This is a genomic window from Streptomyces sp. NPDC031265 (assembly GCF_055570295.1).
Genome location: NZ_JBVIHM010000009.1, coordinates 49,618 through 66,906, shown reverse-complemented (window position 1 = coordinate 66,906; position 17,289 = coordinate 49,618). Strand labels below are relative to the sequence as shown.

Sequence of the window (17,289 nt, the reverse complement as noted above, 5' to 3'; positions counted from 1 at the left end):
CCGCCCGCGCGCAGAACAGACCATGGGCAGGGGTGGGGACCAGCGCCGTGGCCGGATCCGGAGCGACGACGCGGAGCTCGGGGCGGCCGTCGCACGTGCCCAGGAGGGGGACGAGCGGGCCTTCGCCGTGGTCTACCGGCTGGTTCAGCCGGGGCTGCTCGCCCAGCTGCGGGCCCTGGTCGCCGCCGAGGCCGAAGACGTGGCGTCCGACGCGTGGCTGGAGATTGCCCGTGACCTGGCCCGGTTCCGGGGCGACGGGGCGGGCTTCCGGGGCTGGACCGCGACCATCGCGCGCCACCGCGCCCTGGACCATCTGCGCCGCCAGAAGCGAAGACCGCGCACGGTCGGGCTCGACCAGGAGGCGCTGGAGGTGCCGGGCGGCCAGGACACCGCCGAGGCGGCCCTGGAGTCCCTCTCGACCCGCTGGGCGCTCCAGCTGATCGCCACCCTGCCGCGCGAACAGGCCGCGGCGGTGCTGCTGCGGGTGGTGGCCGGGCTCGACGGCGCGGCGGCCGGGCGGGTCCTCGGCAAGCGCCCCGGGTCGGTGCGCACCTCGGCGCACCGGGGGCTGCGGCGGCTCGCCCAAGGGCTCGGGCCGGAGGCGGACCGGCCGTGACGGCGGCGGCGCCTGTGCGCCCGGGGCGTCCCAACCGGCGGCGGGCGCGGGGGAGTCGGCGCGGAAGGACGACCGGGGCCGCCACCCCCTGGCTCGACCGAGCCATAAAGGGCCGCTGACCAGGCGCTTTGCTGCGCGGGTGCAGGATCTCGTTTACCGCCCTGATCGGCCCTCATCTGGGTGTTTCTGACTGTTCCTGACTGCTGTTGGTCACGCGTTGGTCATGCGGCCAACCGTCGGCTCGGCCGCTGGGAAGTGGTGGAGGCCGTCGTGCGTCTGCCAGTACATCCCGCCGGATCGCCGGGCTCGGTTGCTTAAGAAGAAATTCCAGTACGACGTATTCTGTCTAAGTACACTTAGACGCATTCCGTCGCACACGATGTGTAGGAGCGAGAGTGTTGAAGAGCCTGCCGGCCAAGCCGGACGACGTGGTCGACCGCGACCGGGAGTGGGATCTGCTCGCTGAGTTCCTCACTGATCCGGATCCGGCGATGCGGCTCGGCATCGTGTCGGGGCGGCGACGGCATGGGAAGTCGTACCTTCTGCAGGCCCTTTCCGAGCAGGTCAGCGGCCTCTACGTCACAGCGATCCGGGAGGAGGGGCGGCTGCCCGCGATCCAGCGGTTCAGTGACGCGGTTGCCGCCCACGCCGGCCTGCGGCCAGGGAGCCTGCGTCTGACCGACTGGCGTGACGTCCTGTCCAATGCCCTTGATGTGACCGCCCGTTCGTCCCGCCCGCTCCTGGTGATCGACGAGTTGCCGTACTTGCTTCAGCACTCGCCTGAAATCCCGGGGCTGCTGCAGCAGCTCTACGACGAACGTCAGCGGGGTGCCCGTCCCGGTGCCGGGCCGGGTCCGCGGCTGATCCTGTGCGGCTCCGCGATGAGTGTCATGCACGAATTGCTCTCGGGGACCAAGCCGCTGCGGGGGCGTGCGGTGGTCGATCTACGGCTGGGTGCCTTCGACTACCGTGACAGTCGGACCTTCTGGCAGATCGCCGACCCGCTGACCGCGCTGAAGGTGCACGCGGTCCTGGGCGGAGCCCCGGGCTACCGGCCGGTGGCCGCCCGCCCGCATCCGGACGACGGCTTCGACACCTGGCTTACCCGGACGCTGCTCGACCCAGGGCGGGCGGTGTACTCGCGTACCGAGACCGAGTACCTGCTGCGCGAGGACCCGAGGATCACGCAGCACACGCTGTACTACGACGTCCTCACCGCCATCGCGCAAGGCGCCACCACCCCCAGCAAGATCGGTGCCGCCCTGGAGCGCCCGCGCAACGCCGTCGCCCACCCGCTCGGAGTGCTGGAATCCACCGGCTACATCCGGCGGGAACAGGACATCCTCCGTTCCAGGCACCCCGTCATCACGCTCGATGACCCCGTTATCCGCTTCAACCAGCTCATCACCCTTCCGCAGGCCGCCGCTGTGGAGCAGGGTTTCGCCGAGCAGGTGTGGCAGCAGGCCGCTCCGACCTTCAACTCCAAAATTCTCGGGCCGCACTTCGAGGATCTGGCTCGCGACTTCACCCGCCGCTACGCCCACACCCTGTTGCCTGGCGGACTGCCCGGCCCGGTCGGCACCACCGAGGTCGCCGACCAGGCTGCCCGGACCAAGCACGAGGTCGATGTCATCGCCCTGGCTGCCGGTGAGCGCCCGCAGGCGCCTCGCGCGAAGATCGCGCTGCTGGGCGAGGCCAAGGCGACGGCTGCCCGCCGTGGGACAGGTGACCTGGAGCGCCTGGAACGTATCCGTGCCCTGCTCGAAGACCAGGGGTACGACACCGCTGCCACCACTCTGGCTTTGTACTCTCTGCACGGCTTCTACCCCGAGCTGGTCGATCTGGCAAACCGTCGTGACGACCTCCTCCTGGTCGATCTGCCTACCCTTTACGGCGGCTGACACGGCCAGTCTTCGAGCCAGGCGCGTACTGGGTCGCTGGCGGCAGCCGGTATTGGACCAGGCCGTGGTGGCTCAGTTCGAGCCGTGTCGACAGTGCGCCCTTAAGTCTCAGACGGCGTTACCGGGGCAAGCGGGCTGGATTCACCGTCAGCAAGCTGACGGACACTCAGAGCAGATAAAACGGAAGGACGACCGGGGCCGCCACCCCCCACAGGAGAGGCCCCGGCCGTCTTCCGTCGGGGCCGTGTGGCGACCCCGTACTCCTCTCAGCGCCATGGCTGCGTTTTCTGTCACACCGCGCTGTGTCAGTGAATTGTTGCGGGTTGTACAAGTAATGGACTTAACCGCCGCCCAGGCCGTAGCGTGCTCCTTCGCGCCGGTCGGCGCGGCAGCGATGACCAGGCTGCGACACCAGGGCAGGGTGCAGGGAGTGCAGGGGGAAGACGCGGAGCTGACCGCCGCGATATTCGCGGCACAGGGCGGCGACGAGAGTGCGTTCCGTGCTGTGTACCGCGCGGTGCACCCACGGCTGCTCGGCTACACCCGCACGCTCGTCGGCGAGAGTGACGCGGAGGATGTGACGTCCGAGGCGTGGCTGCAGATAGCCCGGGACATCGAGCGCTTCAGCGGCGACGCGGACCGGTTCCGCGGCTGGGCCGCCACCATCGCCCGCAACCGGGCCCTCGACCACATCCGGATGCGCGGCCGCCGTCCCGCCGTGGGCGGCGACGAGACCGAGCTGACCGGCCGCGCCGCCGACTCGGACACCGCGGGCGAGGCGATGGAATCCCTCGCCACCGGACGTACGATGGCGCTCATCGCGCAGCTTCCGCAGGACCAGGCCGAGGCCGTGGTGCTGCGGGTGGTGGTCGGGCTCGACGCCAAGAGCGCGGCCCAGACCCTGGGCAAGCGGCCCGGCGCGGTGCGGACGGCCGCCCACCGCGGCCTCAAGCGGCTGGCCGAACTGCTGGGGACGGAGAACGCCCCGGCGGATCTCGGCGGTGTGCCGCCGCAACGGAACCGGTCGCGCGGTGTGACGCAATCGGGCGCGCCGACGCAGAAGGACATGTGATGGCCGACGAGCGCCACGAATGGCTGGACGAGGACGCCGCAGAGCGTTTGCTGCGCGGCGAAAGCGTCGTTCCCGCCGACGACCGCGCCCGCGAGCAGGCCGAACGGCTCTCCGCCGTGCTGCGCGCGATGGCCGGTCCTGACGTACGGCAGGGCATGGGCACCTCCGCTGCCCCTGCCACCCGTGAACTGCCGGGCGAGGCCGCCGCGCTGGCCGCGTTCCGCAGCGCCCGCGCCGAGGCCGGCGCCCCCTCCGACGTCCGGGCCGACACCGTCGTACGGGTAGGGCGCGAGCCCCGCGGCACCCGTGCCCCCCGACGGCTGCGGCCGGTCCGTTTCGGCCTGGCCGCGGCGCTTGCCGGGTGCGCCCTGGGCGGCGTCGCCATGGCCGCCGGGACCGGTGTGCTGCCCGGGCTCGGCACCGCCGGCCCCGAGCCGGTGTCGTCCGTGTCGGCCGCCGCGACCCCGGGGCCGATCGCCTCGGACTCGCCGTCGGCGCGCACCGGCGCCCCTCAGTCGCCCACGCCGGGCCGCACTCCGTCGGGGGAGGCCAGCACTCCAGGCGCCACCACGCCGGGCTCCGCCGAGCCCCGGAAGGCGACGCCCGACCCCGCGGCCACGAGCGAGGGCCCGAAGGGCGACTGGGCTTCCAGGAAGGTCGAGTACTGCCGCGACTTCCGGTCGGGACGCCTCGATCAGACACGTCGGCATCGGCTGGAAATCGCCGCTCTGGGCGCCGCGAGGGTGAAGCAGTTCTGCGACAACGTGATGGCGGAGGCGGACCGGGGCGGCAAGGGCGGCTCCGGAGGCAAGGGCGACTCGGGCGGCAAGGGCGACTCCGGCGACGACAAGGGGGACGGCCATGGCGGGCACGGCGGCATCTCGGGCGGCCGTGACGGCTCCGTCCTGAAGCTGCCCTCCGTGAGCTGGTCGACGCCGCCCGCGAGCGGCTCACCTGCGCTCCCGGGGCTGCCGGGCGTCCCGGGCGCCGGCGACGCCGACCAGAGCGGCCCGACCCTGCCGCCCGCCGTTCCGGTGGTCCCGCCGGCCTCCCGCGCGGTCCCGGTGCAGCACCCGCTCACCCTGCTCGGCGCGGCCGAAATGGGGGCCGACCAGCGGCTCGCACACCGGCTCGACCGACTGGTGTGACACTTTTCGGCCCGCCGACGCAGTAGGAAGTGAGCCGACTGGTCATCGGCGGCGCACAGAGCCGGGGTTCCCCCCGTACCCAAGGCTCGGCGCGAATGGCGCGGGCGGGACACGTTCCCCCGGTCCCGCCCGCGCCCTCTCTCCTGCGGCCGAGCCGCGACCGGCCGGCGACCGGATCACCCGTAGATCCTGATCACCAGTAGACGACGACCTTGTCGTTGACGCGCACCTGGTCGAAGAGCTTGGCGAGCTTCGCCTTGTCGCGCACGTTCACACAGCCGTGCGAGGCGCCCGCGTAACCGCGCTTGGCGAAGTCCGACGAGTAGTGCACGGCCTGGCCGCCGCTGAAGAACATCGCGTACGGCATGGGCGTGTGGTAGATCGACGAGACGTGGTTCTTGCTCTTCAGGAAGACCTTGAAGGTGCCCTCGCGGGTCGGCGTGTACTGCGAGCCGAACCGCACGTCCATCGACGACTGCACCTTGCCGTTGATCACCCAGTTGAGCGTCCGGGTGGTCTTGCTGATGCACAGCACGCGGCCGGTCATACAGCGCTTGTCGAGCTTGATCTTGGGCTTGTTGACGGCCTTCCCGCTGAGTTCCTCCCGGGTCGGCTTGGTCGTCATGTCGCCCAGCTTCTGCCAGGTGGCGGTGTCGGCGGAGCCGGTGGCGGGCAGTCCGCGCTTGCCCTGGAAGCCCTTGACGGCGGCGACGGTGACGCTGCCGTACGTACCCGTCGGCGTGTCGTCGAACCAGCCGACCTGGGCGAGCCGGGCCTGGAGCTCCTTGACCTGCGCGCCCTGGGCGCCGGTCGCCATCAGGATCTTCGGCGCCGGCCTGGCGGCGGTGGTCCTGGAGGCGGACGGGGCTACCGCGGCGTCGGCCTCGCTCGCGCCGTTGGCGGTGCTTCCGTCGGCCTTGTTGTCGTTCGCTGTGCCGGCCGACGGCGCCGACGACGGCGCGGCAGCCGCGGGCTTCTGGTCGGCGGCCCCCGACGCCTTGCCCGACTGGGCCCCGCACGCGGCCGTGACGGTCAGCACGGTGGCCGCGGCGAGCGTCCTGGCTATGACAGTGGTGAGATGGTTCCGGCGCATCGTCGCCCCCCTGATATTCCCTCTGGTGACCCCAGAGACTGTTTCCCGGGCCGAACGGTTGCAAGAAGCCGTCGAGGAAGCGAGGCGGAACACATGGCGCGCGAGTCGGACGGTGCCCGGCGCACCGAGAGCGGTCTGCCCCTCGACCCGGTGTACGGGCCGGACTCCCTCGACGGGTGGGACCCGGCCCGGCAGCTGGGTGAGCCGGGCGGGTATCCGTTCACCCGGGGTGTCTACCCGACGATGTACACGACACGCCCCTGGACGATGCGCCAGTACGCCGGGTTCGGCACGGCGGCCGAATCCAACGCCCGCTACAAGCAGCTCATCGCCAACGGCACCACGGGCCTTTCCGTCGCCTTCGACCTGCCCACCCAGATGGGCCACGACAGCGACGCGCCGCTCGCGCACGGCGAGGTCGGCAAGGTCGGGGTGGCCGTCGACTCGGTCGAGGACATGCGGGTCCTGTTCGACGGCATCCCGCTGGGCGAGGTCTCCACATCGATGACGATCAACGCGCCCGCGGCGCTGCTGCTCCTGATGTACCAGCTGGTCGCCGAGGAACAGGGCGTCCCCGCGCGCGAGCTGACCGGCACGGTCCAGAACGACGTGCTCAAGGAGTACATCGCCCGGGGCACCTACATCTTCCCGCCCAAGCCGTCACTGCGGCTGATCGCGGACATCTTCCGGTACTGCCGGGCGGAGATGCCGAAGTGGAACACGATCTCGATCTCCGGCTACCACATGGCCGAGGCGGGGGCCTCGCCCGCGCAGGAGATCGCGTTCACGCTGGCCGACGGCATCGAGTACGTCCGCACGGCGGTCGCGGCCGGGATGGACGTGGACGACTTCGCCCCGCGCCTGTCGTTCTTCTTCGTCTCCCGCACGACGCTCCTGGAGGAGGTCGCCAAGTTCCGTGCGGCGCGCCGGATCTGGGCGCGGGTGATGCGGGAGGAGTTCGGCGCGGAGGACCCCAAGTCGTGGATGCTGCGCTTCCACACCCAGACGGCCGGGGTGCAGCTGACCGCCCAGCAGCCCGAGGTGAACCTGGTCCGGGTCGCCGTGCAGGGCCTGGCGGCGGTGTTCGGCGGTACGCAGTCGCTCCACACCAACTCCTTCGACGAGGCGATCGCGCTGCCCACGGACAAGAGCGCGCGCCTTGCCCTGCGTACGCAGCAGGTACTCGCGTACGAGACGGACGTGACCGCGACCGTCGACCCGTTCGCGGGCTCGTACGTCGTCGAGTCCATGACCGACGAGGTGGAGGCGGCGGCGCGGGCGCTGATGCAGCGGGTCGAGGACCTGGGGGGCGCCGTGAGCGCGATCGAACACGGCTTCCAGAAGGGCGAGATCGAGCGCTCGGCGTACCGGATCGCCCAGGAGACCGACAGCGGCGAGCGCGTCGTGGTCGGGCTCAACCGGTTCCGGCTCGACGCGGAGGAGCCGTACGAGCCGCTGCGGGTGGACCCGGCGATCGAGGCCCGCCAGGCGTCTCGGCTTGCCCGGCTGCGTGCCGAGCGGGACGCCGCCGCTGTGGGGGCCGCGTTGTCTGCGCTGCGGGATGCCGCGCGGGGCCAGGACAACGTTCTGTACCCGATGAAGTCCGCGCTGGCCGCTCGTGCGACGGTGGGGGAGGTATGCGGGGCGCTCCGGGAAGTCTGGGGCAGTTATGTCCCGAACGAGGTCTTCTGATCGTCGGTCGTCTGCGGGCCGTCTTGGGCCGGCCGCGCAGTTCCCCGCGCGCCTTGGCGGGTCGCCCGCAGCCGGAGAACTCGGCTCGGCCACAGTCCTTCAGCGGCGCGGGGCTGTGACATGTGCGGCTCCGCCGTGTGGGAGCGATCAGCCGCACACGGCCCGCAGCCGAAATGCGCGCTCACCCGCCGCCCGCCGCGTACACCCTCTCGATCCCGGCGATGATCAGCCGTAGGCCCGCCTCGTAGCGCTGCTCGTAGCCCTCGAAGAGGTCCGCGCCCGCCGCCGCGGCCAGCGGGTAGTCCCCCAGCCGGATCGCGCGGGCGTCGATGTCCAGGGGCTCGGGGGCCATTCCCTGTTCCTCGGCCACGAAGCCCATCGTGTACGCGTACGTGGTCGTCCCGGCCAGTGCCGCGTCGGCCGGGGCGATGCCCGCCGCACGCATCGCGACCAGCAGCGACTCCAGCGACTTGGCGTGGTCGGTGCCGGTGAAGCGGGTGCCCCCGTACACCTTCGCCCCGTCGCGGTAGCTCAGCAGCATGGAGCGCAACGCCCGGTTGAATCCGGCAAGTTGATTCTGCCAGGGGGCGTCGGGGGTCATGCCCGGGATGCCGTCCGCCGCCATGCGGCGGTACATCACCGTCGCCATCTCGTCGAGCAGGGCCTGCTTGTTCTTGAAGTGCCAGTAGAGCGCGGGCGCCTGGACGTGGAGCTCCTTGGCGATCGCGCGGAGCGTCAGGCCGTCCAGGCCCACTTCGTTCAGGAGCCTCAGCGCGGTGTCGGTCACCAGCGCGCGGTCGATTCTCGTCGTAGCCACCTTGACAATTTAACACTGTTAAGCCCATGCTCGGCGGCATGGAACTTAACAACGTTAAGGACGTCTTCGGCGCCTCGGCCACCGTCGACGTGCTCATCTGCGGTGCCGGCCCCGCCGGGCTCGCGCTCGCCGCCGACCTCGCCCGCCGGGGCGTGTCCGCGCTGCTCGTCGAGAAGTCCGACCGGCTCTTCCCCGGCTCGCGGGGCAAGGCCGTCCAGCCGCGCACCCTGGAGGTGCTGTACGACTTCGGGATCCTGGACCGGGTCCGCGCGGGCGGCCGCGAGTACCCGCGGATGCTCAACTGGGAGGGCCCGGACGGCACCACGCGCGGCCGTGAGTGGGACATCATGGAGTGCGCGGAGGCCACCGAGCAGACCCCGTACCCCAATGCCCTGATGATCGCGCAGGCGCACCTCCAGGTGCTGCTCCACGACCATCTGCGCGGCCTCGGCGGCGAGGTCGTCTTCGAGGCCGAGCTGACCGGGCTCGACCAGGACGCGGACGCGGTGACGGCCCGGTTCGCGGACGGCCGCCGGGTCCGCGCCCGCTATCTGGTCGGCGCCGACGGCGGCAGGTCCACCGTGCGGCGGTTGCTCGGCGTCGCCATGCGGGGCGAGACGGTCGACCCCAAGCCGATGCTGGTGGCCGATGTGATCCTCGCCCCGGACGCGTTCGTCGACGACGACCACTGGCACATGTGGCCGGGCGCGAGCGGCGGCGGCGCCTCGCTCTGCCCGCTGCCGGGCGTGCCCCGGCTGTTCCAGCTCTACGCGCAGTACGACGACGTGGACGCGGTGCCGGATGTCACCCCGGAAGGCGTACGGAAGCTGGCCGCCACCCGTACTCCGGTCGCCGCCGACCAGGTCGCCGAGGTCGTCTGGGCCTCGGAGTTCCGGCCGTGGGCCGCCCTGGCGGAGCGGTTCCGGGTGGGCCGGGTCTTCCTCGTCGGGGACGCCGCCCATCTGCACTCGCCGGCCGGTGCACAGGGGCTCAACACCAGCGTCCAGGACGTCTACAACCTCGGCTGGAAGCTCGGCCAGGTGCTGCGGCACGGCGCGCCGCCCGCGCTGCTCGACACGTACGAGCAGGAGCGGCAGCCCATAGCCGCGTCCGTCCTCGGCATCAGCACCCGGCTGCACCGCGAGGCCCGGTTCGGGCGGCAGAGCCGACGCGGTGACGAGGTCAAGCAGCTCGGCATCGGCTACCGGGGCGGCCCGCTCTCCTCGGGCCGCGCGGGCGCCCTGGAGTCCGGCGACCGCGCCCCCGACGGCGACCGCCCCGAGGGCCGCCTCTTCGAGCTCTTCCAGGGCCCGCACTTCACCCTGCTGGCCTTCGGCGCCGAGCCCCCGGCGAACCTGGGCGACCAGGTGCACCTCCACGAACTGAGTCCGTACGACACCTACGGCCGGGGCCTGTTCCTGATCCGCCCGGACGGCTACCTCGGCTGGGCCGGGGAGACGGCCGAGGGGCTGGACGAATACCTGGCGAAGACCGGGGCCGCCGCCGGGTGACCCCGGGGCCTGACCGGTGGATCTGGTCGGCGCGCGGGTGTCCGGCACGCTCTCCCCCAAGGCCTTGAGGGCCAGGGGGGACCCCTCAGCGGCGTTGTCGTCGATCACCGACGTCCCCAAGCTCTCAACTTCGTTCGAGCAGGGGAGACCCCAACGCGTCGCCTCGATCCTCCGCCTTGCAGCCGGACCCACCGGACACCCGCTCACCAGCACCGAAACCGCACCCGGCGCCGAGGTCAACCAGATCCACCGGACAGGCCCTACGCGGCCCTCGCCCGCCGCGCCACCGCCCTCGCCCGCCGTGCCAGCTTCCGTACCGTCGCGTTGCGCGGGATGAAGGCGAGCTGGCCCGGGATCGCGCCCGGGAGGGCCAGGGTCGTCAGGCGGCGGCGCTTGAAGTAGCGCCAGGTGTGCGGGGTCAGATGGCGGGAGAGATAGCGCTCGGCCGTGGGGCGCAGGTCGGGGCGGATCTCGGACTGCATCGCGTAGCCGACCGCAGCCACCAGCGCCGCCAGGTCGTGCGGCGGCTCGGGCGGCTCGCCCTCCAGCGGCGCCAGCAGCGCGTCCACCAGAGTCACCGGCACCCGGTTGCTGTTCTGGTACGGGGTGAGGCGGTCCAGGAGCAGATCCGTGCCGGTGCGGGCGACCGGGATGCCGTAGAACGCCGACGCGGTGAGCAGCGCGGTGGAGAAGCAGCCGACCACCAGGGCCGGGCGGATGCGCTCGTAGACCACCTCGGCCAGCAACGGCCTCTCCAGGACCGTCAGTTCGACGTCCAGCGCCTCGGCCTGGGTGCGCAGGGACTCGGACCAGGCGGGCGGGGCCGAGGGGTGCGGCTTGAAGACGAGGTGGCGGTGGCCGCGCGCGGCCGCGCCCCGCACCATGGCGAGGTGCAGCTGCTCCTCCTCCGCCTCGGTGAGGATCGAGAGCGCGGCCAGGTACTGGCCGAGCAGCAGGGCCGCGCCCTCGGGCACGTCGGGCCCGTCGCCCTGGGCCGACAGTTCGCCCACCACCTTGGTGAAGGCCGCCGTCGGGATGACCTCCGCGCCCACCCCGAACTCGCCGAGCAGCAGCGGCTCCAGGCCCGGCACCAGGTCCAGGTGCAGGACGCGCCGCACCCGCGAACCCACCAGCGGGTCCAGCTTGTTGCGGGTGGGGCCGTAGCTCATCAGCCCGTCCGCGTACACGTGCAGCGGCGCGTCCGGGAAGAGCTGGGCGACCGCGCCCGCCGGGTTGACCTGGATGGACTCGACGGCCAGCTCGATCCGGTCGTCCCCGAGGTCCCAGGCGCGCCGCAGCTGCCGCTCCCACAGCGGGACGTCGTCCGCGCGCGGCGCCCAGCCGCCCGGGTGCATCGGCGCGATGGTCTCGTTCCACGACAGCACCCCGTCGAAGCGCTCCCGCAGTACCTCGAAGCCCGGCATCTCGTCGAGGGAGGGCGAAGTCTCCGGAATCGGGGCGTTGTTGCTGACCAGGAGCAGCCGGCGGTCGGCCGGGCCGAAGCAGTCGCTGTCGAGTGCGGCGGCCAGCGTCGCCATCCCGTACAGCGTGGTCGCCAGGAAGATCTGAGTCGTACGCATCAGGCCGCGGCCCCCGCCGGGGTGAGGGAGTTCGTGCGTCCGCGCAGCCGCCGCAGCCGGGCGGCGCGGCCCGAGTCCATCGAGTCGAGCGCCTCCTTGAGAATGTCCTGCGGCATCCTTTTCAGCGCTCCCGCACTCATTGTCCGCAGTTTCCGTGCCACGGCCGGTTCGAACCTTTCACTGTTTCCCAGGTGGTGGGAAATGATGGCGCAGTACGTCCGCACCGCCTTCGGCAGCAGTTCCGCCGAATTTGGATCTTGAGCTGTTTCCTCGATTACCTGGTCGAATGCCCGGATGAAATCGAGCTGGCGTACGTCGCCGATCTGCGTCAGCGAAGTGGCCACTCCGCGCCGGTAGTAGACACCGAGCAGACCCACCACCGCGAAGGATTCCGCCTCCCGGTGCAGCCGCCAGATCCACGGCCGGTCCTCGGCCGTGCGCAGCCCGTCCGTGAAGTGCAGCAGACCCCGCTCCACCAGGCGCCGGTGGTAGATCCCGGCCCAGGCGAACGCGTAGTCCACCGAGGTCGAGCGGGTGGCCGGCAGGATCGCCGCGCGCGGGTCGAGCACCTCGCCGCGCCGCCCGTGCGGCACCCGCTGCACCGAGCGCTGGCTGCCGGTGCACTGCACATGGTCGGTGCGCAGGAAGTCGCAGCCCAGCTCCTCGATGGTGGCGACCAGCCGGGAGTAGTGGCCGGGCGCCAGCCAGTCGTCCCCGTCGAGGAAGGTGACGTACTCGCCGCGCGCCGCGTCGATGCCGGTGTTGCGCGCGGTGGCGAGACCGCCGTTCTTCTCGTGTCTGAGGACCACCGCCCCCGGCAGCTCGCGCTCGGCGCGGGCCAGGAGCGCGGCCGTACCGTCCGAGGAGCAGTCGTCGACCAGAAGGAACTCGAAGTCCTCACGCGCGTTGTCGCGCAGACTTCTCAGGGTGTCGGGGGCATAGGTCCGCACGTTGTAGAACGGCACGACCACAGAGAGCTTGACCACCCGGGTGACGCTAAGTGGCGCCGCGTCATTCGCCCTGTCCGGGCGAGGGATGTTGGGTGAACACTGGGCGACCGGCTTATTAACCGGTTCGCTTTACGGGCTCTTTCTTCATTCGTAGACGCGCTGTTAACCATCTGTTGCGGTCCAGTTGGGCCGCCAAACGGAATGGATTCCTAGCTTCTTCGACGTGCCATCACGTACGAACCCCACCGACACTCCGCCGCGGATCGCCGTTCTCGCTGATTCCGACACCCGGTGGAAATGGGGTGCCCTCACCGCCCGCCGGATCGCCGAGCGCACCCCCGAGCTCAGCGGCTTCCTGCTGCGCGGCCGGGCCACCCCCACGCCGCGCCAGCTCGCCGAGGTCGGCGTCGACGCCGACGCCCTGCGCGAGGTGACGATGGCCGCGTTCCTGCGCGCCGTCGAGCGCGAGCCGTACGACGTGGTGGTCCTCGCGCTGGTCGGCGGCGCCGCCCAGGCGGCCCTGCACGGCCTCGCCCGGCTGTGGCCCGCCGGCACCCGCAGGCCCGTCCTGGTCACCGGCTACGTCGGCGTCGTCTACGAGAAGCTCGCCGACGGCCTGCTGCTGCGCCACGGCGCCGACGTGGTCCTCGCCAACGCCCGGCACGACGCCGAGCGGTTCCGCGCCGTGTACGAGGGCGTGGGCGCCGACGCCTCCGCGGTGACCGAGGCCGCCCTGCCTTTCCTCGGGGGCGATCCGTACCGGCCCGAGCCGGGCCGCGACACCGTCGTCTTCGCCGCCCAGCCGTCCGTGCCCGAGAGCCGCGCCGACCGCTTGTACCTGCTGCGGCGCCTGATCGCCCACGCCCACCGCCACCCCGGCCGCGAGGTGCTGCTCAAGCTGCGCTCCAAGCCCGGCGAGCACACCACGCACATCGAGGAGCAGCCCTACCAGAAGCTCGCCCGGTCCCTGGAGCTGCCGCCCAACTTCCGTTTGGTGTACGGGAACATGGGCGAGGTCCTGGACCGCACCGACCTGCTGGTCACGGTCTCCTCGACGGCCGCCCTCGAATCCCTGCACCGCTCGGTGCCCACCGCGGTCCTGACCGACCTGGGCGTACGCGAGGGCCTCGGCAACCACCACTTCATCGGGTCGGGCTGCCTCGCCTCCTGGGACCAGCTGGACGCCGGCCACCGCCCGGACCCCGACGCCGGCTGGCTCGCCGCCCAGGGGGTCGCCCCCGGCGACGCGTACGCCACCGCCTTCGACGCGGCCCGCACCCGCATCGCGGACCTCCTCGCCCGCCCCGGACTGCCGCCCGTACGGCCCTACTACACGCCCGCCACCGCGCCCGGCTATCTGCCCGGCATCCTCGCCCGCCACCACCTCGCCCCCGACGGCACCCCGCTGCCGGGCGCCGCGCCCGAAGCGGAGGCCACCGGCGTACGCCGCCTGGTGCGCGAAGCCGTACGGGACGCGGCCCGCGGGGCCTACCGCCACGGCGTGCAGCGCGTGGCCCCGGTCATCCGCCGGATGGGAGAACTCTGATGAACGCCCTGCCGAACCCGCGCCCGGACTCACGGCCCAAGAAGGTCCTGGCCGTCATCCCGGCCCGGGGCGGCTCCAAGGGGGTCCCCGGCAAGAACCTCGCCGCGGTCGGCGGTGTCCCGCTGGTCGTCCGGGCCGTACGGGCCTGCCTCGCCGCGCGGCACGTCACCGATGTCGCCGTCTCCACGGACGACCCGGCGATCGCCTCCGCCGCCGCCGCGGCCGGCGCGCACGTCGTCGTGCGCCCCGCCGCCATCGCGGGGGACACCGCGACCAGCGAGGCGGCCGTACTGCACGCACTCGAAGGGCACGCGGACACCGACGTCGTCCTGCTCGTGCAGTGCACCAGCCCGTTCCTGACCCACGAGGACGTGGACGGGGTCGCCGCGGCCGTCGTCGTGGACGGCGCCGACACGGCCGTCACCGTCGCCCCCTTCCACGGCTTCGTCTGGCGCGAGTCCGTACAGGAGGGCGGCGAGGGCATGGGCCACGACAAGGCCTTCCGCCCGCGCCGCCAGGACCGCCCCCAGGACTTCCTGGAGACCGGCGCCGCCTACGCCATGGACGCCGAGGGCTTCCGCACCCACCAGCACCGCTTCTTCGGGCACACCGCGCTGGTGCGGACCGACCCGGCCCGCGTCCTGGAGATCGACGACCCGCACGACCTGGCCCGCGCCCGGGCGCTCGCGCCGCTGCTCGACCCGGCCCGCACCCCGGACCACGCCGACGTCGACGCGGTCGTCCTCGACTTCGACGGCACCCAGACCGACGACCGGGTGCTCATCGACTCCGAGGGCCGCGAACTCGTCGCCGTGCACCGGGGCGACGGGCTCGGCATCGCGGCCCTGCGCCGCGCCGGCCTGAAGCTGCTCATCCTCTCCACCGAGCAGAACCCGGTGGTCGCCGCCCGCGCCCGCAAGCTCCGGATCCCCGTACTGCACGGCGTCGACCGCAAGGACCTCGCCCTCAAGCAGTGGTGCGAGGACGCGGGGGTCGACCCAGCCCGGGTGCTCTACGCGGGCAACGACGTCAACGACCTGCCCTGCTTCTCCCTCGTCGGCTGGCCGGTCGCGGTCGCCGACGCCCATGACTCCGTGCGCGCCGCCGCGCGCGCGGTCACCGCCACTCCAGGCGGTGAGGGCGCGATCCGCGAGATCGCCGCCTGGCTCCTCGGACCCGAGCTCCACCCCACCCCTTCGCTCCACAACTCCCCTGCCCAGTAAGGACATCCCCTCATGAGCAACCGTCTGCGCACCTTCGGCAGCCGCAGTGCCGGACCGGGTCAGCCGGTGTACGTCACCGGTGAGATCGGCATCAACCACAACGGTGACCTGGGCAACGCCCTCGCCCTGATCGACGCCGCCGCCGACGCCGGCTGCGACGCCGTCAAGTTCCAGAAGCGCACCCCGGAGATCTGCACCCCGCGCGACCAGTGGGACATCGAGCGCGACACCCCGTGGGGCCGGATGACGTACATCGACTACCGCCACCGGGTGGAGTTCGGCGAGTCGGAGTACCGCACCATCGACGAGCACTGCAAGAAGCGCGGGATCGACTGGTTCGCCTCCCCGTGGGACACCGAGGCCGTCGCCTTCCTGGAGAAGTTCGACCTCCCGGCCCACAAGGTCGCCTCCGCCTCGCTCACCGACGACGAGCTGCTGCGCGCCCTGCGCGCCACCGGCCGCACCGTCATCCTCTCCACCGGCATGTCCACGCCGAAGCAGATCCGGCACGCCGTCGAGGTGCTCGGCAGCGACAACATCCTGCTCTGCCACGCCACCTCCACCTACCCGGCCAAGGCCGAGGAGCTCAACCTGCGGGTCATCAACAGCCTGATGGCCGAGTACCCCAACGTCCCGATCGGCTACAGCGGCCACGAGACGGGCCTGCAGACGACGCTGGCCGCCGTCGCCCTCGGCGCCGCCTTCGTCGAGCGCCACATCACCCTGGACCGTGCGATGTGGGGCTCCGACCAGGCCGCCTCCGTCGAGCCGGGCGGTCTGCAGCGCCTGGTCCGCGACATCCGCACCATCGAGGCCGCGCTCGGCGACGGCGTCAAGAAGGTGTACGAGTCGGAGCTCGCCCCGATGAAGAAGCTGCGCCGGTTCACCGGTGTCGTCGCCGAGGCCGAGGCGGTCGACGCCGACCGCGCGCCGGTCTCGGTCTGAGACGGGCCGGCCGCCGTGCCTCGGGACACCACCGCCACGATCGCCTTCGTGGAGAGCCCGGTCCAGCTGCTCAACGTGCTGGAGTGGGCCCATTCCACGCGCCCGCTGCTGAACGGCGTGCCGGCCCAGCGGTCCGGGCCCGGGGACGCGGCGGCCGCCCACGACGACCTCACCGTCGTCGTCCTCTCGCCCACCGACCCGATGTCGCGCGGCCAGCTGCGCCGGATGGCGGAGCTGGCCCGCGAGGAGGGCATGCGGGTGCGCTGGGAGGAGGCGCGCGGCGGGCCCACCGCTCCGCTGCGCACCATCGGCGGACTCTCCTCGCTGCTGCGCCGCGCCGACCGGATCGTCATCGGCGACCCGTTCTCGCGCTATGTACAGCTGCTGCTGACCGTGGCCCGCGCCCGTGACCTGGTCGTCGTCGACGACGGTACGGCCACCATGGAGTTCGTCGCCCAACTGGGCAGCGGCGAGCGGCTGGTCCGCTGGCACCGGCGCGGCAGCCGGGCGGGGGCGCGCGATGTGCTCTTCGCACCGTTCGCCGCCTCGGCGCGCCGTCGGCTCACCCCGTCGCGGGGCCGTACGGTCGAGGTGTTCAGCGCCATGCCCGTACAGGCCCCGGAGGCTGTCACGGTCACCCCCAACACCTTCGGCTGGACCCGGGCCCGGTTCGGCCCGCCGCGCATCACCAAGGGCGCCGACATGGTGGGCACCTCACTGGTGGAGACGGGCGTGGTCGACCCGGACCGCTATCTGGAGGCGGTCGCGGCGCTGGCCCGCACCCATGGCGTGACCCGGTACTTCGCCCACCGCCGCGAGTCCCCCGAGAAGCTGCGCACCCTGCACCTGCGGACCGGCCTGGAGATCGTCCGGCCGGATCTGCCGCTGGAACTCATCGCCCGGCGCGGGCCCGTCGGGCGTACGATCCTCAGTTTTCCCTCCACGGTGGTCCACACCCTGCCGCCCGCCCTGGCGGGCACCGACGTGCGCCTGCTGGTCTGCGACATCGACCCCGCCTGGCTCACCGACAAGGCGTCCCCGCGCGCCCAGGGCTTCCTCGCGGACGTCACCGGCTCGGCCCGCGACGCCCACGGGCTGCGGATGGTCGCGGCCTGAGCGGGGGCGTGAGCGGGGGCGCGCGGGCCGGGGCGCCGGCCGGGCGCGGTGCGCCCTCTGCCCGCCCCCGGCCTGAGAC

14 protein-coding genes are annotated in these 17,289 nt (G+C 72.2%); 10 read left to right on the top strand and 4 right to left on the bottom strand.

Going from position 1 to position 17,289, the window contains the following annotated elements; all coding sequences use genetic code 11:
* Positions 1-22 precede the first annotated feature (22 nt).
* The 4 genes from ACZ499_RS16265 to ACZ499_RS16250 all read left to right on the top strand — a co-directional run bounded on the left by ACZ499_RS16265 (position 23) and on the right by ACZ499_RS16250 (position 4,737).
* The gene (locus tag ACZ499_RS16265; RefSeq protein ID WP_468675576.1) at positions 23-616 is read left to right on the top strand and encodes an RNA polymerase sigma factor; all 594 of its coding nucleotides are present in this window, start codon (positions 23-25) and stop codon (positions 614-616) included.
* Between the two features lie 395 nt (positions 617-1,011).
* Positions 1,012-2,517: an AAA family ATPase gene (locus ACZ499_RS16260; protein ID WP_468675574.1), complete on the top strand. Its 1,506-nt coding sequence runs from the start codon at positions 1,012-1,014 to the stop codon at positions 2,515-2,517.
* Between the two features lie 430 nt (positions 2,518-2,947).
* Positions 2,948-3,589, top strand: a complete 642-nt coding sequence (locus ACZ499_RS16255) for an RNA polymerase sigma factor (RefSeq protein ID WP_468675573.1) — start codon at positions 2,948-2,950, stop codon at positions 3,587-3,589.
* Positions 3,589-4,737: a hypothetical protein gene (locus ACZ499_RS16250; protein ID WP_468675572.1), complete on the top strand. Its 1,149-nt coding sequence runs from the start codon at positions 3,589-3,591 to the stop codon at positions 4,735-4,737. The genes ACZ499_RS16255 and ACZ499_RS16250 overlap by 1 nt, the downstream gene beginning before the upstream one ends.
* Before the next feature lie 193 nt (positions 4,738-4,930).
* Here the strand turns inward: ACZ499_RS16250 and ACZ499_RS16245 are convergent, their stop codons facing one another.
* On the bottom strand, positions 4,931-5,830 hold the full coding sequence (locus ACZ499_RS16245; RefSeq protein ID WP_468675570.1) for a L,D-transpeptidase family protein: 900 nt from the start codon (positions 5,828-5,830) through the stop codon (positions 4,931-4,933).
* A 93-nt stretch (positions 5,831-5,923) separates the two neighbouring features.
* Between ACZ499_RS16245 and ACZ499_RS16240 the strand changes: the two genes are divergently transcribed.
* Positions 5,924-7,522, top strand: coding sequence for an acyl-CoA mutase large subunit family protein (locus ACZ499_RS16240; RefSeq protein WP_468675568.1), 1,599 nt, complete (start codon positions 5,924-5,926; stop codon positions 7,520-7,522).
* Between the two features lie 181 nt (positions 7,523-7,703).
* On the opposite strand, the gene ACZ499_RS16235 is transcribed toward ACZ499_RS16240, so the two are convergent.
* The gene (locus ACZ499_RS16235; RefSeq protein WP_468675566.1) at positions 7,704-8,339 is read right to left on the bottom strand and encodes a TetR/AcrR family transcriptional regulator C-terminal domain-containing protein; all 636 of its coding nucleotides are present in this window, start codon (positions 8,337-8,339) and stop codon (positions 7,704-7,706) included.
* A gap of 38 nt (positions 8,340-8,377) precedes the next feature.
* Here ACZ499_RS16235 and ACZ499_RS16230 point away from each other — a divergent pair, with 38 nt between their 5' ends.
* Positions 8,378-9,850: an FAD-dependent monooxygenase gene (locus ACZ499_RS16230; protein WP_468675565.1), complete on the top strand. Its 1,473-nt coding sequence runs from the start codon at positions 8,378-8,380 to the stop codon at positions 9,848-9,850.
* A gap of 260 nt (positions 9,851-10,110) precedes the next feature.
* Here ACZ499_RS16230 and ACZ499_RS16225 read toward each other — a convergent pair whose 3' ends face one another.
* Complete coding sequence (locus ACZ499_RS16225) at positions 10,111-11,430, bottom strand: alpha-2,8-polysialyltransferase family protein (protein ID WP_468675563.1); 1,320 nt, start codon at positions 11,428-11,430, stop codon at positions 10,111-10,113.
* Positions 11,430-12,416, bottom strand: a complete 987-nt coding sequence (locus ACZ499_RS16220) for a glycosyltransferase family 2 protein (protein ID WP_468675562.1) — start codon at positions 12,414-12,416, stop codon at positions 11,430-11,432. The genes ACZ499_RS16225 and ACZ499_RS16220 overlap by 1 nt, the downstream gene beginning before the upstream one ends.
* 187 nt (positions 12,417-12,603) lie before the next feature.
* On the opposite strand from ACZ499_RS16220, the gene ACZ499_RS16215 reads away from it, so the two are divergent.
* From ACZ499_RS16215 to ACZ499_RS16200, 4 genes are read left to right on the top strand one after another with little or no spacing between them, the layout of a single operon-like run.
* Positions 12,604-13,926, top strand: coding sequence for a DUF6716 putative glycosyltransferase (locus ACZ499_RS16215; RefSeq protein WP_468675561.1), 1,323 nt, complete (start codon positions 12,604-12,606; stop codon positions 13,924-13,926).
* Positions 13,926-15,149: a cytidylyltransferase domain-containing protein gene (locus ACZ499_RS16210; RefSeq protein ID WP_468675559.1), complete on the top strand. Its 1,224-nt coding sequence runs from the start codon at positions 13,926-13,928 to the stop codon at positions 15,147-15,149. The genes ACZ499_RS16215 and ACZ499_RS16210 overlap by 1 nt, the downstream gene beginning before the upstream one ends.
* Positions 15,150-15,161: 12 nt before the next feature.
* Positions 15,162-16,094 (top strand): N-acetylneuraminate synthase family protein, encoded by a 933-nt coding sequence (locus ACZ499_RS16205; protein WP_385545511.1) that lies wholly within the window; start codon positions 15,162-15,164, stop codon positions 16,092-16,094.
* Between the two features lie 15 nt (positions 16,095-16,109).
* The gene (locus tag ACZ499_RS16200) at positions 16,110-17,210 is read left to right on the top strand and encodes a hypothetical protein (protein ID WP_385545509.1); all 1,101 of its coding nucleotides are present in this window, start codon (positions 16,110-16,112) and stop codon (positions 17,208-17,210) included.
* The last annotated feature ends 79 nt before the right edge of the window (positions 17,211-17,289 follow it).

What these genes read in the sequence shown, in the direction of transcription:
- ACZ499_RS16230 (WP_468675565.1), top strand. Translation starts at nt 8,378, where the DNA reads ATGGAACTTAACAACGTTAAGGACGTCTTCGGCGCCTCGGCCACCGTC.
- ACZ499_RS16250 (WP_468675572.1), top strand. Translation starts at nt 3,589, where the DNA reads ATGGCCGACGAGCGCCACGAATGGCTGGACGAGGACGCCGCAGAGCGT.
- ACZ499_RS16240 (WP_468675568.1), top strand. Translation starts at nt 5,924, where the DNA reads ATGGCGCGCGAGTCGGACGGTGCCCGGCGCACCGAGAGCGGTCTGCCC.
- ACZ499_RS16205 (WP_385545511.1), top strand. Translation starts at nt 15,162, where the DNA reads ATGAGCAACCGTCTGCGCACCTTCGGCAGCCGCAGTGCCGGACCGGGT.
- ACZ499_RS16225 (WP_468675563.1), bottom strand. Translation starts at nt 11,430, where the DNA reads ATGCGTACGACTCAGATCTTCCTGGCGACCACGCTGTACGGGATGGCG.
- ACZ499_RS16210 (WP_468675559.1), top strand. Translation starts at nt 13,926, where the DNA reads ATGAACGCCCTGCCGAACCCGCGCCCGGACTCACGGCCCAAGAAGGTC.
- ACZ499_RS16265 (WP_468675576.1), top strand. Translation starts at nt 23, where the DNA reads ATGGGCAGGGGTGGGGACCAGCGCCGTGGCCGGATCCGGAGCGACGAC.
- ACZ499_RS16245 (WP_468675570.1), bottom strand. Translation starts at nt 5,830, where the DNA reads ATGCGCCGGAACCATCTCACCACTGTCATAGCCAGGACGCTCGCCGCG.